10 protein-coding genes are annotated in these 16450 nt (G+C 61.5%); 6 read left to right on the top strand and 4 right to left on the bottom strand.

Going from position 1 to position 16450, the window contains the following annotated elements; genetic code table 11:
- Positions 1–27: 27 nt before the first annotated feature.
- A complete protein-coding gene (locus VFV96_07590; GenBank protein HEU5070259.1) occupies positions 28–2109 on the top strand; it encodes a beta-galactosidase in 2082 nt (693 codons plus the stop codon).
- A 13-nt stretch (positions 2110–2122) separates the two neighbouring features.
- On the opposite strand, the gene VFV96_07595 is transcribed toward VFV96_07590, so the two are convergent.
- Complete coding sequence (locus tag VFV96_07595; protein HEU5070260.1) at positions 2123–3382, bottom strand: MFS transporter; 1260 nt, start codon at positions 3380–3382, stop codon at positions 2123–2125.
- 179 nt (positions 3383–3561) lie between these two features.
- Between VFV96_07595 and VFV96_07600 the strand changes: the two genes are divergently transcribed.
- Positions 3562–4101 (top strand): GNAT family N-acetyltransferase, encoded by a 540-nt coding sequence (locus VFV96_07600; GenBank protein ID HEU5070261.1) that lies wholly within the window; start codon positions 3562–3564, stop codon positions 4099–4101.
- A 120-nt stretch (positions 4102–4221) separates the two neighbouring features.
- Positions 4222–4659 carry a glycogen-binding domain-containing protein gene (locus VFV96_07605; GenBank protein HEU5070262.1) on the top strand — a complete coding sequence of 146 codons (438 nt, stop codon included), beginning with the start codon at positions 4222–4224 and terminating at the stop codon, positions 4657–4659.
- 497 nt (positions 4660–5156) lie between these two features.
- On the opposite strand, the gene VFV96_07610 is transcribed toward VFV96_07605, so the two are convergent.
- Positions 5157–5909 carry an exodeoxyribonuclease III gene (locus VFV96_07610; GenBank protein HEU5070263.1) on the bottom strand — a complete coding sequence of 251 codons (753 nt, stop codon included), beginning with the start codon at positions 5907–5909 and terminating at the stop codon, positions 5157–5159.
- A gap of 186 nt (positions 5910–6095) precedes the next feature.
- On the opposite strand from VFV96_07610, the gene VFV96_07615 reads away from it, so the two are divergent.
- Genes VFV96_07615 through VFV96_07625 form a run of 3 tightly spaced genes read left to right on the top strand, consistent with a single transcriptional unit; the run spans position 6096 to position 8211 of the window.
- Entirely contained in the window at positions 6096–7199 is a 1104-nt protein-coding gene (locus VFV96_07615) for a hypothetical protein (GenBank protein HEU5070264.1), read from the top strand.
- Positions 7200–7228: 29 nt separating this feature from the next.
- The gene (locus tag VFV96_07620) at positions 7229–7600 is read left to right on the top strand and encodes an iron-sulfur cluster assembly accessory protein (GenBank protein HEU5070265.1); all 372 of its coding nucleotides are present in this window, start codon (positions 7229–7231) and stop codon (positions 7598–7600) included.
- Positions 7597–8211: a hypothetical protein gene (locus VFV96_07625; GenBank protein HEU5070266.1), complete on the top strand. Its 615-nt coding sequence runs from the start codon at positions 7597–7599 to the stop codon at positions 8209–8211. Before VFV96_07620 ends, VFV96_07625 begins: the two co-directional genes overlap by 4 nt.
- A 389-nt stretch (positions 8212–8600) precedes the next feature.
- Here the strand turns inward: VFV96_07625 and coaE are convergent, their stop codons facing one another.
- Complete coding sequence (coaE, locus tag VFV96_07630) at positions 8601–9185, bottom strand: dephospho-CoA kinase (GenBank protein ID HEU5070267.1); 585 nt, start codon at positions 9183–9185, stop codon at positions 8601–8603.
- A gap of 34 nt (positions 9186–9219) precedes the next feature.
- Positions 9220–16365, bottom strand: a complete 7146-nt coding sequence (locus VFV96_07635) for a M36 family metallopeptidase (protein ID HEU5070268.1) — start codon at positions 16363–16365, stop codon at positions 9220–9222.
- Between the last annotated feature and the right edge of the window lie 85 nt (positions 16366–16450).

Below are 16450 nucleotides of genomic sequence, written 5' to 3' on the forward strand. Positions count from 1 at the left end.
TCCACCGGCACAATGCCCACGCTCGCCATGAAACGGATTTGCCCGCTCATCCTCGCTTTGGCCTTGGCCGTCCGGGCAACGGCCGCCACGAACCTATCCTTGATGGATTTCAACACCCCGTTCAAAGCGGGCAGCGTTCCCACGCAGGACGCCACCATCGCGCAAGTCCCGGGCGGCGCATTGCGAATCGCGACGGGCCATCGCGAACCGTGGCCGGGCATCACGCTCGTGGCGCCGGGCGGAACCTGGGATCTCAGCGCGCACGCGGCCGTTGATTTGCACCTCTCCAACTCCAGCCCCGGTTCCGTGACTGTCTATTGTCGCGTGGACAACGCGGGCGCCGACGGCGTGAAGCATTGTGTGACTGGATCGCTGACCTTGGCGGCACACCGGGCCGGAACCCTGACCGTTCCGCTGCAACGCGCCGGCGGCGACACCCTTGAAGGAAAACTGTTCGGCATGCGCGGTTACCCCGCCGGCCCGGGCGGCTCCGGCGGCATTGACCCGGCGCGCATCACGCAACTCGTCGTCTTCGTGAATCACCCGACCACAAACCACACGTTCGAGCTGGACTCGATCGCCGCCACGGGCACATACGTTCCGCCAACGGCCAGCGTGCTGGATGCCGCACCGTTCTTTCCCTTCATCGACACATTCGGCCAATACAAACACCGCGACTGGCCCGGCAAAACCAAGTCGCTGGCGGACCTGACCGCCCGGCGCGAAGCGGAGGCGCAGCAGTTGGAACAATTGCCCGGACCGCAAGCTTGGGACCGCTTTGGCGGCGCTGCCGCGGGTCCGCAGTTGACCGCCTCCGGCTTTTTCCGCGTGGAAAAGCGGGCCGGCAAATGGTGGCTCGTGGATCCCGACGGGCATCTTTTCTTTTCGCAGGGCATTGACTGCGTCCGCGCCGGCGGCGATTTCACTCCCATTGAAGAGCGGGCGGACTGGTTTGCGGAATTTTCCGGCGACAATCCCGCGCTGGCGTCATTCTTCGGCAATGCCTATGCGTTGCATGGCCACTATCAAGGTCGCACCGTCCGGTGTTTTTCTTTCGGCAGCGCCAACCTGCGGCGCAAGTATGGCGCGGATTGGAAAAAGGCCTTTGCCGGGGTTGCCCAACAGCGGCTGCGCAGTTGGGGATTCAACACCATCGGCAATTGGTCCGCGCCGGAGATTTGCCTCCAACGCCGCACGCCCTACACCGACAGTCTCGGCTCGCACGGGGTCAAAATGCTCGCGGGCAGCGAAGGTTACTGGGGCAAGTTCCCCGACGTGTTCGATCCCGGCTTTGCGGGCGCCCTCCGACAAGGCATGGCGGGAAAAACCAGCACAAGCGCGAACGATCCGTGGTGTCTCGGCTACTTTTCCGACAACGAAATGTCGTGGGGCGATGACACTTCGCTCGCGCTGGCCACGTTGAAATCACCCGCCACGCAGGCGGCCAAGCAAATTTTCGTCACCGAACTCCGAAACCAATACGGCAAGATTGGCGCACTGAATCGGGCGTGGGGCAGCACCTACGCCTCGTGGGACGCGTTATTGACGAACACGGTGGCGCCCAATTCGCAACGCGCACGGGCCGATCTGACGGCATTCTACACCAAAACCGCGGAGACTTATTTTCGCACGGTGCGGGATGTCATCAAAGCCGTGGCACCGCACCAGCTTTACCTGGGCTGCCGTTTTGCCTGGGTCAACGACCGGGCGGCTCAAGCCGCAGCCCGATACTGCGATGTGGTCAGCTACAACTTGTATCGGCGCAGCGTCGCGGACTTCACCTTTCCCGGCGGCGACAAGCCGTTGCTGATCGGCGAATTCCACTTTGGCGCGCTCGACCGCGGGTTGTTTCACACGGGTCTTGTGCCGGTGGCCAGCCAGGCGGACCGCGCGGCCGCCTATCAAAAATACGTCCTGGGCGCCCTGCATCACCCGCAGTTCGTGGGCACGCACTGGTTTCAGTGGCAGGACGAACCCACCACGGGCCGGGCCTACGACGAGGAGAACTACCAGATTGGCTTCGTGGACATCGCGGACACGCCCTACCCGGAAATGGTGGCCGCCAGCCGTCAGGTGGCTGCGGAAATGTATCAACGGCTCCCTCAGTGAGGCTGCCCGCAACTCAGTTGCCGGCGGAAGCAGCACCGGAAGAGGCCGTTTGACTGCTCTGCCGCAGCCCTGAACCAATTCCGCGGTAGGCCACCGCAAAGTAGCCAACCACGAGCGCAATGAGGACGGCCAGCCCGCCCCAAAAAACAGGCCATCGCGTTGCCACCGGGCCGCCACAGTGCGCGAACCACCAACCGCATCCAAGGTAACCGACCAGGTAGCCCAAGCCATTGTTCATCAACGTCAGCAGCGCCTGCGCCCGCGCCCGCCAGCCGGCGGCGACGCGTTCATTGACATAAATCTGCGCGGTGGTGAAGAACAAGGTGTAGGTGCAGCCGTGCAACGCAATGCCCAGCAACAAAGCCGCCCGGTCATTCCATGCGCACAGCAGGTAACGCAACAAGGCGATGCCCGCACCGGCCAGCAAAATCCATTTCAACCGAAACCGGGCGAGCAGGAGGCCCAGCGCAAACATCGCCGCAATTTCCGTGGTCTGCCCGAGCGACATCCACGCGGAGACGCGCGCAAAACCCAGATCGCGCAATTGCGGCGGCGTGTAGGCATAAAAGGCCGCCAGCGGAATGTTCAGCAGCGACGTGGCCAGAAAGACCACGCGATGGTCGCGGTGGGACAGCAAACCCAGCGCGTCCAGGCCGAGCCGTTCGCGCCAGCTCAATTGTTGCACGGCGACCGGCGGCGCCACCTCCGGCAGCCAGAAGGTAAAACCCGCCAGCAACAACCAGAGCACTGCTCCGCTGAAACCGGCCAATGGCGAGGCGTCGGCGTTCAACAGGCTGACCAGCCAGCACCCGACCATCCAGCCGATCGTGCCCATGGCCCGCACCGGTCCGAATTGGTTCCACGGGTTGCGCAACGCCGCCATGACGATGGTGGTTGAAATGCTGGTTGTGGGTGCGGCGCAGAGGGCGTAAAGCTGAATGAGCGCCAGAACAACCCCGGCATTCCAGCCCCGCGCCACCGCGGCGCTTTCCGCTGCCAGCGCTCCAGCCGTGGCCACCGACAGCCAGCGCAGCACACGCGTCGGTCCAATGTGACGATCAGCCACCGCGCCAAAAAAAAGCGGCGAAACAAAGGCCGCCAACGCCGACGTGGCAAAGGCGTAAGGCTGGATGTCCTGGTAGCCGTGACTGTTCAACACCAGGGTCAACGGCACCGTCCACATCGCCAGGCCGGTCCATTGGATGAAGAAAAGCACCCCCAATCGGGCGAATCCCATCGGCTTGTCACCACGCTGCACGCGCGGAGGGGACACTTCCGGCGCCCGGAATTCAAGCGCGGACACGCAGTGGCAGCGGCGCGGCCGAAACCGCCGGTTCTTTTCCCCTTGAGCCGGGTCGCAGCTGTTCGCAACCTGCGCCTAAATGCCAGCTCGTGCCGGAAGGAGATGCTTCCCAAGCTGAACAACCGGTTTCCGCCGCGGGCTTGTCATCCATGAGCAAAATCCAGATTGAACCAGCCCAGGTGAAGCATTTGCCGGCCATCCGCGACCTGGCGGGCGTCATTTGGCGCGCCCATTATCCGGGCATCATTTCAGCCGCGCAAATCGACTACATGCTGGGCTGGATGTATGCGCTGGAGACGCTGGAAGCCGAAATGCAGACGCTGGGCATTTGCTACGAACAACTCCTGGTTGACGGCAAACTGACCGGCTTCGCCGCTTTCGGGCCGACCCGCGAACCACCGACCTTCAAACTGCACAAGCTCTACCTGCATCCGTCCGCCCACGGTCGCGGGTTGGGCAGCCGCCTGTTGCAACACTGCGAGCACCAGGCATGGAAGCAAGGCGCCCGCCGGTTCGTGCTCGCCGTCAACAAACACAACACCCAGGCCATCGAGGCGTATGAACGCAACGGCTTCACCGTCACCGACGCGGTCGTCACCAATATTGGCGCCGGTTTTGTCATGGACGATTTCATCATGGCCAAAAATCTCGAACCGAAAGGCGCTGGCCGCGGTCAAAACTTTGAATGAGTCAATACGCGGACGCATGGTCCCGGGGAAACGCCGGGGCAATTGTCATTGAAAATTTTTTCGGTTCTCAATTTGTGTCCGAACGGCAAATGCGATACGTTCCGCGGACCACAGCACATTATGTTTCAGAGTTTCGGAAATTTGTTTGGTGGAAAGTCGCAGCCGAAGGGCGGACCCGTGTATCGTGAGTATAAGCCGGCCTCGCCGCTCGGCGGCAGCAGTCCGGCCGACCGCAAGCCCACGTATTCAAAAGTGTTCCGGTGGCGGCTGCCGGATGGCGTGACGAAGGAGCCGATGAGCGTTGAGATCGCGGGCACCTTCAACCACTGGCAGAAGGTTCCGCTGCTGCATGACAGCAAAGTGGATTCGTGGCACACCACCATTCATAACATTCCCGGAAATAAGACGCACCACTACATGCTGTTCGTTGATGGTGAACCGACGCAGGACAAGACCTGTGACGGCTACGCCGTGCCCCAAGGTGCGCAGGAAGAGCAGTATGCCATCCAGACTGTGCGGGGTCCCCGGGTCTTCATGCTGTTTGCCCAGACGAAGTAACAGCCCATGATGCCGCGCCCAGCGGTGGACCGAAGGCCAACTGCAACCTTCCCCTACTGGCGCTGGAATCAATCGCCACGCGGATGCGTTTTCGCCGCCAGTTTGCGCGGCTTAGGCACCGCGTTGCGGTGTGTCACCTTGACGGTGAGGTTTGGCTTCAAGCCCGCCAGTGCCGGCAGCAGGTGATTGAGAACTTGCTCCGCCGTCAGGCGAAATTTCCGGCCCCGCGCGCTGATCTTCAGCCAGCCCTGCCGGTCACGACGGTAATGCTCCGTCCACGTCTTCCGCTCAACCGGATGCGATAGCTGTCGTTGGTAAGCTGCATGGGCGGATGTTACCACTCGCGCACCCAAGCGAACCAGTCGATTGAACTTTCACAACTCCTTCACGGTCCCGTTTCCGCGCGGGGAGCGTCGAGCCGAGGACTGCGAACGGCCAGACCAGAAAGCGGGTCCGGCCGGCAGGATTCCTTGCGGATGATTCGTGCCATTCACGGCTCAACCCAGTTCAATCGTCACCGGGCAGTGGTCCGAGCCCATGACGTGCGGAAGAATGCGGGCCTGTTTCAGGCGTGGCCGCAACTTGGCACTGATGAGGAAGTAATCAATGCGCCATCCAACGTTCCGGCTGCGCGCGCCAGCCATCGGGCTCCACCACGAGTAATGTCCCCCGCCCTTTTCGAATTCGCGGAAGGTGTCCACAAAACCGGCGCGCACCAGAGCGGTAAAGCCGTTGCGTTCCTCGATGGTGAAGCCGTGATTGCGGACGTTCGCCTTCGGATTCGCAAGATCAATCTCGGTATGCGCCACGTTGAGGTCGCCGCAGAAGATGACCGGCTTGGTGCGCTCCAGTTGCTTGAGGAATTTCAGAAAGGCGACATCCCATTCCTGCCGATATGGCAGACGTTCAAGCTCGCGCTTGGAGTTCGGTGTGTAAACGTTGACGAGGAAAAACCCCGGAAACTCGGCGGTGATGACGCGGCCCTCGCGGTCATGGTCCACCGCACCCAAGCCATTGGTGACATTGAGCGGACGGGTCTTGGTAAAAATGGCGGTGCCGCTGTAGCCCTTCTTTTCGGCACAGTTCCAGTAAGTGGTGTAGTGCGCCGGCCAGAGCTGCTCGACGTCGTCGGGCGTGCACTTGGTTTCCTGGAGGCACAGCACATCGGGACGTTCATCAGCCAGGAATTCGAGAAAGTTCTTCTTCAACACGGCACGCAAGCCGTTGACATTCCAGGACACCAATTTCATGGGCGCAGTCTATCAAAGCGCCGGCGGGACGGGAGTTGATTCGCGCGCGAAAACTGGTTTTCCTGTGGCAAGGCTCACCTCAAAATGCTGCCCCGCGAAATCCAGATCGAACAAGGTCCCGACCGCACTTGTTACCGGCTGCCGCTCCGTCCGCTCGGCGGCTTCCGATGGATTGGTCTTTTGCCCATGGCCTTCGCCGTTCTGTTTGCCTGGATGCCGGCCCGCGAAATCTGGCGCGTCCTGCATCGCGCCGGCAACGGCAGCAGCCCGGGATTCGAATGGTTCTTCGCGCTGTTCCTGTCGCTGTTTGTTTTCGCCGCGCTGATGCCGTTTGCCGTGGGCGTGTTTGTTCTAGCCGGACGCACGAAGCTGACCGTGACCCGCGACCGCATCCAATCCACCGAAATGGCAGGACCTTTCCGTTGGTCGCGCGCGGTGCGTTTGGCGGACATTGAACGTTTTGAATTCGCCGCCAGCCGTTCCGAAGACCGGCCGACGGGTCCCGGTTTCTTGAATTACCTGAGTGGGATTGGCGCCCTGCTCAAAAACGGACGCAAAGCCACCATCGTCTTGGGCTATCCGGCTGAATGGCTTCGCCCCCTGCTGGATGACCTGACCTCCAACTTGAAGTGGCGTGGCGACGTCGTGCCCATTGTCGAGGTCGCGCCAATGCCGGCAGGCGCCCCGATCCTCACCGAGGAACGGATGGAACGGCCACGGGACAGCAACATCCAAGTGGAGGACACCTCGTGGAGCGTGGCCGTGGAAGTGCCTTCACGCGGTTTGTGGAAGGAAAGCTACGGCCTGCTCGCCTTCGGCACTTTTTGGTGTGTCGTCGTCGGTGTGATTTCCTTCGCATTTCTGGCCGGGCACAACCAAGGCGGGTTTCAGTTGGGCGCCCTGCCCGTTCTGGGCTTGTTTTGGCTCATCGGCCTGGGGCTGGTTATCGTGGGAATCCATCTCGGCACACGGCGCTGGCGGCTGAGGGCGGACCGATCGCAGTTGCAAATCCAGATCAAATCGGCCTTGCGCGCCCGGGCATGGCAATGGCCGGCCGGGAATCTTGAGGATGTGCGGGTGGGCGACAGCGGCACGCGCGTGAATGAACGCATGATCGAGCAACTGCAAGTCATCGCACGGAGCGGACGCGCCAAAACGGGGTTGCTCTCGGGCCGGTCCCACGAAGAGCTGGCGTGGCTGGCCACCCTGCTGCGGAGCCGGCTTGGATTGGGATCACCGGCCGAGGATGCCGCGCCGCCCCGCATTGACGCCTCACGCAAGCAACGCTAGCTTGGCCTCCAGCGATGATTGCAAGCACGATGCAAAAAAGCACGGCGCCGGCGGGATTCCGGGTCGGCGACGAGCGTTTGATCAAGCTCACGTCCAGCGCCGGCCAGCGGGTCAGCGCGCTTCTCGGCAGGCAGGGCCGGCCCGGCGGCGTGCTGCGCGTGGCCGTCTTGGGCGGCGGTTGTTCGGGCCTGCAATACAAAATGGATCTCCAGGACGCCCCTGCGAATCGCGATTTTCTCGTTGAATCGGCCGGTGTCAAAGTTGTCGTCGACCCCAAGAGCGCGCTTTACGTCACCGGGAGCGAACTTGATTACGTTGAATCCCTCACGGAAGGCGGTTTCAAGGTGAAGAACCCCAACGCCGCCACCACCTGTTCCTGCGGCGAAAGCTTCAGCGCATGACGGATTTCTTTGCGGCGTTGGCCGAGCCACGGCGTCCGTGGTCCGACCCCGAGGCGCTGAAGGAGAAATTTCACCAGCTCTCGGCACAGGTTCATCCCGACCGCGTTCACTCCGCCGAGGAAGCCGACCGGCGGGCCGCAGGCTCGCGCGCCGCGGAATTGAACGCCGCCTTCCAAACCCTGCGCGAACCAAAGTCGCGTTTGCAACATTTGCTCTGGCTCGAACGTGGCACCAAGCCCGGGGACCTCAAGACCATTCCCGAAGACATGGTCCAGTTGTTCGCCAGTGTGGGGCGCGTGCTGACGCAAACGAACCGGCTGCTGACCGAGCGAGGCCGCGCTCACTCACCGCTCGTCAAAGCGCAACTGTTGCAAACGGCGATGCCGCATCTTGAAGCAATTGCCCAACTTCAGTCGGCTGTGCAAACGCGACGCACGACGCTCATGACAGAGCTGGCGGCCTTGAACCAGTCGTGGGACATGCGCATGACCGAACCGGCGGAACGCGCCAACGCTTTGGCTGAAGTGGAGCGGCTCTACCATCTCTTCGGTTTCATTGACCGCTGGTCCGGTCAGTTGCAGGAACGCTTGGTGCAACTGACTCTCCCATAGGCAACTTAAGCTGCGGCTGCGCTCGGCCGCGCGGACAGGATTGTCCATCCGTAGGACAAAAACATCGCCGCCAGCCCATCCCAAGCCGTCAAATCGGGCAGAAAAACGGCCGTTCGCGTGGTAAATCTGGCGCAATTACCACTTCCACGATTTGAAATCTTTGAAAACCCCGGTTGGTATCGGGTCTGCTTAACGGACGTCCATGACGATGTTCATGACCCAAGTCACTCGGGGTCAGACATCCCTTGCCACCTGCGTCTTCCACGCGCGGGTAACGGGGCCTGCGAGATTCCGCTAACAGCGGCCACCGCAAGGTGGACGTTCTTCTTCTAACTGGGTTTGGTTTCTGACGGGCCGCGCAAGCGGCCCGTCAGTTTTTTGTCCAGCCATCAACAGGCCGCCAGCACTCGTTCCCACTGAGCCGCGTAAACCGCCAACGTGCCTTCCGTCCAAATCACAAACCTGGCCCGGGCCAGCTTTTGTTCCACCGGCCATTGGGCCGCTTCCCGCCGGTCAATTTCGGCGGGCGCCCAACCGCGGTCCCCCAGCCGCCTGAGTTGGGTGGCTCTGGAGCAAGCCACGCAGACAGTCGTGTCAAAGGCTGCTTCGACGTGCGTTTCAAACAGAAGCGGGATCACCACCACGGCCCGGGCCATTCCGTCCGCCCGCCAGCCGTCCAGTTGCGCGGCCCAGGTTTCAGCGATTTTGGGATGCAGAATAGCTTCGAGCCGCTGGCGTGCTTGCGGGTTGTTGAAGACCAAATCCGCCAGCACTTGCCGCCTTAATTCTCCCGACGAAGTCAGCACGGAAGGGCCGAACGCGGCGGCAATCTCGGCCAAGGCCGGGCGGCCGGGCTGGGTAAGTTCACGCGCCAAGTCGTCCGTGTCGATCACAGCCACTCCGCGCTGGCGCAGCAGTTCTGCGCCAGTGGATTTGCCCATTCCCATCCCGCCGGTGAGTCCGAAGGTTTTCACCCGACGTTTGACCTGGTCCGACCGGAGCCAGCGGTCACGGCGTCAGGCGAATCGCCCGATAAAACCGCTTCGCGTGACTGGGTGCGCTCGAATCCGTGAACTTGATGATGCCGCTGCCCGGCGCCGCATTGGTGGCGATGGGCGTCCACGTTGCCAGATCCAGCGAACCCTGCAAAACGTAGGTAACGCCGGCCTGACCGGTGAGGGTCACCTGGAAGTTCTGGCCCGGAGCATCGTAGGCACCACTCAATTGCGCCGGCATCGGCGTGACAACGGACGTTGTGATCGTGGCCGAGTTATCGGATAGATCAATGTCATCCTGCACGGCCGTAACCGTCACGAAATTCGCGGCATTGCCGCCGACCGTCTGACGAACCTGCACTTCGAATTGTGCCATGGCACCCGCCGCCAGCGCACCGACGTTGAAACTGACAACCCCAGCGCCGCTCGTGTAGCTGCCTTGCGAGGTGGAAATCGATTCCACCGTGGCGCCCGCAGGCAGGGTTTCCGTCACGATGACGCCACTGGCGCCGGCCGGTCCGCGATTGGTGACCTGCACCAGATAATTGACCGTTTCCTCGGTGAAGATGCTGCCCGGCGTGCTGGTGGCTGCCACGATGCCCAAGTTGGCCAGCGGACTGACCGGCTGGGTGATGGTCAGGTCCAGCTCCCAGCCGCCATTGATGGCGCCTGCGTCGCCGGTTGAATCATCCACCACATAGAGGGACCAGTTGCCGTTGGGATCGGTCCCGCCAAACGCCGCCAACTGGCTGCTCCGAACCCCGGCCGGCGCCGGAGCGGGCATGGCATCGCCGGACTCATAATCAGTCGGCTTGAAATTGCCTGACACCAACGCTGCGGCATTCGGCAAGGCGGCCGCCGCGTCGTCGTCGAATTGCAAGGCCAGATTGGTCACGCTGTATCCGCCTCCCGCATCCGACATGAGCATCAGCTTCTGTCCCTGCGGCCCAACCAACATGGCATCCACATCAGACGGGAAGCCGTGCGTGAAACCGTTCAGCTTGACCGTCACCTTGCCCACCAGCCCGGTCACGCCCGCGACGGTGATCGTCGAGGGATAGGGTGCCGCGATGCCGCGGTCGGGAATGATGATGGGAACCGTGTTGGTGAAGCTCAACCCGCGGGACAAGCCGAAGGTGAAGGTGAGCGAACCAAGCGGAGCGCCGTTGTCGCTCAAATCCAAAGTCGCCGTCACCTGACCGCCTGGAACATTGGGGGCCGTGAAGGTAAAGTTGCGCGCCGTCGGCGAGCCGTCGGGCAGCAAGACCCCGTAACTTTGAGCACCGCTCGGCACACCCACGCCGCCGCTGGCCTGCAAGGTCGCCACCAAATCCGTTGTGGGCAATTGACCGGTGTTCGCAAGCGTGAAGGCCAGCGTGACCGTTTCGCCCGCATCAATGGCGCCATTGGGTGGATTCTGGCTCTCGGTCACGGCCGTGGCACCGACAGCCACAATGATCGGCCGCGGATTGACCACCGGAACCACCACGCTCGCCGTGTTGTTGGCGGCGTTGGTGTCGTTCGATTGGGTGTCCACCTGCACGGAGTTGGTCACCGTGACGGGCGCTTGCGCCACCAAGGTGATGGTGGCCATGGCCGTTTCGTTGGCGACCAGATCCCCAAACGAGCAACTGACCACACCGCCCGAGAAATTGCACTGTCCCTTCGTGGCGACGGCGCTCTGGAAGGTCATGCCGCCGATCACCGGGAACGATGCCACCGTGCCCAATGCCTTGCCGGGGCCATTGTTGGTCACCATGACGGTGTAGGTCAGGTTACTGCCCACCACGCCCGCCGTGGGTTCCACTGCCAGTCCTGCGCCCACGTCCGCCAAAGGCAGATTGTTCGTGACCGACAACGTCGCCAGGTTATTGGCCGCGTTAAGATCAATTTCACTGCCCGCAACCGAAGCGCTCACCCAGCCGGCGCCCGCAGCCACCGCCCTAGCCACGAGGGTCACGGTGGCGGAACTGTTGGTGCTGAGCGAACCGAGGCTGCACACAACCTGGTTGCCGTTGGTCGTGCAGACACCCTGGGAGGCGCTGACCGATTGCAACTGCAGTCCGGCCGACAGCGTATTCGTCACCACAACACCGTTGGCGACGCTCGGCCCCCGATTGGTTACGACAAATGCAAACGTGGCCGTGTCACCCACCAGTCCGACGCCGGGCGTGACGGCCCCGGCAACGCCGAGATCCGCGAGTTTGTTCACCGGGCTGATCAGCGTCAGCCCCAACCGCCAGCCGGACATGATGCTGCCCGCGTCACCCGAATTCCGATCCACGACGTAAAGCGACCATGTTCCATTTGGATCCTGATTGGCGAAGGCCGAAAGCAAGCCGCTGTAAGGAGCGACAGGGGCGGGGGACGGAAACACCACGGCCGAATCATAGCTGGCCGGCTGATACGTTCCCGAAACAATCTGGTCACCCGCAGGCACGGGCTGGCTGGCGGTGTCGCTGAAGGTGACCGTCGCGTTGTTGACGGAGTAGGTGCCGCCAGCCGCCGCCATCAGCACCACCTTCTGCCCCGTCGGACTGACCAGCAACACATCCACGTCCGGAGCGAAGCTGTGATTCAGGTTGCTCAAAGTGGCAGTCACCTGGCCAACCGTTCCCGAAACCCCCGAAACGGCGATCGTGGAAGGATAAGGCGTCGCGGAACCCACATCCGGGATGGTGATGGCGGCCAGGTTCGTGAATTCCAACTGGCGTTGCAGGTTGAAGGTGAACACCACATTGGACAGGGTATTTCCGCCGTCGCTGATTTGCAGCGTGGCCGTCACCGTGCCTCCGTTGGTGCCCGCGGAAGTAAAGGTAAAGGTCTTCGCCACTGGCAGCCCGCCGGGCGTCAACACTCCGTATGCCTGCGGTCCACTGGGGGCGGTTACACCACCGGTCGCCAAAAGCGTGGCCACCACGTTCGTGTTGGGGATGTTGCCGGCGTTGCGCAACCGGAAATCCACGCTGACCGTTTCACCCACATCAACCGCCCCGTTGGGAGGGGCAAAGCTCTCAGTCTGCAGGGTCGCACCGGCGGCCACGATGCTGACAAATGGCGTGGCAACAAGCGTTGTCGCCACCGCGGTGTTGTCGGCCAGATTGGGATCAGCCTGCGTGCCGTTCACACTCGCCGAAGTTGTCATGGTGCCGACCGCCGTGCCGCGGCCCACCAAAGTAAACGTGGCGCTTCCCCCGACCGGCAGGCTGCCCGCACTCCAGACGGCCGTGCTGCCACCAATCACGACCGAGCCCTGCGAAACATTGCTGCTGACGAGCGAAAGCGCGGCTGGCAGCGACTGATTGACAACCACCCCGGTCGCCGGATTGGGACCACGATTGGTGACGGTCACCAGGTAGGTCACATTGCTGTTCAGCACGATGGGATCGGGCTGATCCACCAAACTGATGGCCAGATCCGCAGCTTCACCAACGCCTGTCGCAATGGTCGTCACGTTGTTGGCAAGAGTGGGATCACCCTGATTGCCAGCCACCCGCGCCGTCGCGAAGATGGTTCCCGCGCTCAGAGGCATGGTATTGATGGTGGCCGTTGCCGTGGCTCCATTGGTCATCGTCCCAATCAGACAGATGACCACGTTGCCATTGATAACCGCGCTGCCTTGCGAGACCGAAGCGCTGGCGATCAGAACTGAAGCCGGAAGCGAATTCGTAATCACCACGCCACTGGCCGTCGTTGGGCCGTTGTTCAAAACCGTGGCAGTATACGTCAACGCTCCTCCGACCGTCGTTGGATTCGGAAGCCCGGACAGCGAAACGGCCAAGTCAGCGGTCGGGAGCTGAACCAGGGTGGTGGCCGTGGCAATATTATCCGACGGATCGATTTCCGGTTCCGTCGAGGAAACGGATGCCGTTGAACTGATGGCTCCAGCCACGTTCGGCTGCACCACCACTGTGACCTTCGCTGTTGCTCCGATGGCCAGATTGCCAAGGTTGGCGGTCAGCACTCCACCCTCCTGAGTGACCGTTCCCGCACTGGTGGTGGCCGAGACAAAGATCACGCTGTTTGGCAGGTTTTGGCTTACCACAACGCTCTTGGCGGTGTTCGGGCCAAAGTTCGTCACATTCAAGGTGTAAACCAGATTGCTGCCAATGGTGATCGGATCGGGTGCATCCTGCATCGACAGTGCGAGGTTGGCGCCCGGGCATTGACCCCCGCCATCTTCACACTCCACGGGATAGAGAATCAACGACCAGCACTGAATGCTGCCCACATCCTGCGCTCCGCCATCCACGGCCCGAAGCTGCCAATTCCCGTTGGCGCTGGCTTGGGATTTTCCTTTGAAAACGGCCAACGGCGATTGCGGCTTGAAGACGCCAATGAAGGGAGGATTGCCGGAGGAGATTGGGGTTGTGGCGTCGTCATCGAATACCGTGCGCAACGAGTCCGAACCGCAGCCGGAGCCAAAATTGTGTCCGCTGCCACCCGCGTTGGCGGCCAAAACATTGGTGGTGCCGTCAGGGGAAATGAGTTGCAGGGTGAGGTCCGCATCAAAGGTGTGCTGCAGGAACAACGCCACCGCGACTTTGCCCAGATTGCCGGGGAAATTTGTGACCCAAATGGGCGAGGACGCACCGGCTGGATTGTTGTCCGGAATCGCCACCGGCAGGCTGCTGTCATAACGCAACGGGGTGCCCAACACTCCGGTATCGAGCGTAAACTGATTGGTATTGGCGCCGAGATTTGATTTGGCCGCCACGGTGAATTTAACCGGAGTGCCACAGACAAAATCCGGAACAACACTGACGCGGAAGGGACCGATGTTTGAAACCGCCGCTCCAATCGGGAAAACCGGGATGGTAACGGTGGGAACAGTGATGTAAACGCCCGGAGTGGTCGTGGCGAGCGTGAGCGTCACGGATGCACCGATGGTGCCGCTCCCGTTGGTCAGGGTGAGGTAAATCTCATCACACTCGTTCGGATCAATCATCCCGTTCTCGTTCCCGCCCCGAACGACTGAACTGACCAATTGCAGACCGGGCGTGCTGAACGACTCAACCACGCCCGTTGTCGTGTCGCTATCCGGAGAGGTGGCGCCAACTCCGAGACCGCGCTTCGCAAAACCCCGCCAAATTTCACCGATATTCGCCCCCCCGTTGTCAACCTGGTCCGCCAGAATAACGGCATCCCGGGCTTCAACATAGGTTGGGCTTGCCGGCGTGAGTTTCATGGCATCCGTGATGAGTTGCAGCATCATCAGGTTTCCATCAGCGCCATACTTATGAATCATGTTGGCCCGGACCTCCCAGAGCATCGAGCACCAGATCTCACCTTGATGATGCACCTCGGAGGCTTCCGTGGGATCAAACGGGTAGATGGGACTCCGTGGCACTCCGGCGTGCGGAATGACCTGGTTGGGGTCAACATCCTTGTATGTAAAAGGATTCTTCGTCATGTCCGTGGTGTAAGGGAAATGCCGGAGACCGAAGTAATAGTTTTCAGCCAACCCTCCCAGTTGGTAACCGGCATAACCCGCGGCGGCATAGACTGCATCAGGGTCATCTTCCGGACTGCTGAGAAGAGACAAAGCATAGAAGTCAGACCACCCCTCGCCCATACCATCGCCCTGCAGGTTGCCCAACCCCATGCCGCCGCCCACCAAACGCCAGCTGGTGCCATGGGTTGCTTCGTGAAAAATCACATCGGAATCCAAGTCGCCATCCCGCTTGGGGGTCGGCCAGCCCCAAACAAACATGGCGATTTCGCCGTTGATGCCGTCCGGCGCCGGACTGAAGAAGGCGTTGTCCTCCAAACCGATATCCGCACCGGCTTGAACGTGGCCGATAATCTCATCATTACCCAAGCCGCCACGTCCCAAATTGTCATGTTGATAATTGCCGTATGCCTCGGTGAACCCAAGCTCGTATAACATGTCATGGTAGACATTCAGCTTGTAAAACATCTGGACCACTGCCGCGTTGGAGTAGGTGATGGGGTCCTGCCCCAAATCCAAGGGGAAATCGAACGCGCGATTGGCGTCTCCCTGCGGCCGTCCCACATCCGGAACGCCATCGAGATTCCGGTCCAAATAGGTATCCGCATTGTTGCCGCGCGTTTCGTTGTCGCCATCGTTGATCCAGCCGTTCGGAGAAGCGACGACGGAAAACGCATTGGTCGTCACCAGCGTCCGGGAAACCAAAGGCGGCTGGCCTGCATTTGGGGTGGGCCAGCCCGGCGAAAACGGTGACGGGCTGTCGCTGGTGTAAACATTGTAGGACGCGTCGCTGATGAATCGCGTGAGATTCTTGCGCACCAAAGTCTCCCCGGTGGTGGCGTCCACCAGGACTTGGAAACGTTCCCCCATCACCCGACTGGTCAGGTAGAGTTCCCAAGCCAGCCGCAGATTGTCGCGATCCATGGGCAGCCAAACCAACCGGGCGTGCGCCTTGCGGTTGCGAACCGCAAAACTGGAGTAGGATCCGCCCGCTGACGATTCCCCCTGCACAACCGTCTCTCCAGCCCCCAAAGGCTCTCCCATGGCCCCCATTGCATTCGCGATGGCTTCTTCCGCCGATAGTGTGGGCGTGGCGACGGATCGGGACGCCGTGCTGCGCAGGTTGGGAACAAAGCGGCTGGCCACGCTGACCAACTGGCCCCCCGCCGTAAGGTTGGCAACCAGTTTCGCCTCAAAAATCGGGACGCCGCCCAACTGTTGCTCCCATACCGTTGTCCGAAGTCCGTTGCCCTTGCCAACCGCGTCGCGGACTTTCTGGGCCGAAGTCAGCTCGTCCGCCTTGAAACCAAACAAATCAGAATGTTCATCCAAAAAGAGACGAAGGCCGCGGTCGGACTCGCCCAAATACGCATTGGCGCCGGCCACCGCCGACACGCCGCCGCCCACACCGTTGGATCCGGTCAAGAAGCCGTCCCGGGAACGAACAAACTTCGGGGAGCCAAGGAGCTTGTCAAAATCCACCTGAACCCCCGGCACCTGCTGACTGAGGGCGCTGACACTCTGATTGCGCGCCGCAATCAATGCGGGAGCCGCAGGCGCGGTTTTACGGACGTCGATTTCCGCGATCCCGCTTGAACGCGCCGGGCGCTGAAAAGCCATGGCGGAGTCCACGGCTCCACCCATGATCGACAGAGCGACCAACACGCTCATCGTTGTTGAATTCCTCATCATCGGAAACTTTTTCATGTTGATCCTAAAACCACTGCTGCCTCTTCACTGAATACGCGCAACCGCGACGTCGCGCACTTTGCCCTCAATCCTCAAGGCATTC

The organism is Verrucomicrobiia bacterium (assembly GCA_035765895.1).
GTDB lineage: Bacteria > Verrucomicrobiota > Verrucomicrobiia > Limisphaerales > DSYF01 > DSYF01.

Bases quoted from the DNA above. Each gene is read 5' to 3' on its own strand.
- VFV96_07590 (HEU5070259.1), top strand. From the start codon at position 28: ATGAAACGGATTTGCCCGCTCATCCTCGCTTTGGCCTTGGCCGTCCGG.
- VFV96_07600 (HEU5070261.1), top strand. From the start codon at position 3,562: ATGAGCAAAATCCAGATTGAACCAGCCCAGGTGAAGCATTTGCCGGCC.
- VFV96_07605 (HEU5070262.1), top strand. From the start codon at position 4,222: ATGTTTCAGAGTTTCGGAAATTTGTTTGGTGGAAAGTCGCAGCCGAAG.
- VFV96_07610 (HEU5070263.1), bottom strand. From the start codon at position 5,909: ATGAAATTGGTGTCCTGGAATGTCAACGGCTTGCGTGCCGTGTTGAAG.
- VFV96_07615 (HEU5070264.1), top strand. From the start codon at position 6,096: ATGGCCTTCGCCGTTCTGTTTGCCTGGATGCCGGCCCGCGAAATCTGG.
- VFV96_07620 (HEU5070265.1), top strand. From the start codon at position 7,229: ATGCAAAAAAGCACGGCGCCGGCGGGATTCCGGGTCGGCGACGAGCGT.
- VFV96_07625 (HEU5070266.1), top strand. From the start codon at position 7,597: ATGACGGATTTCTTTGCGGCGTTGGCCGAGCCACGGCGTCCGTGGTCC.
- VFV96_07635 (HEU5070268.1), bottom strand. From the start codon at position 16,365: ATGAAAAAGTTTCCGATGATGAGGAATTCAACAACGATGAGCGTGTTG.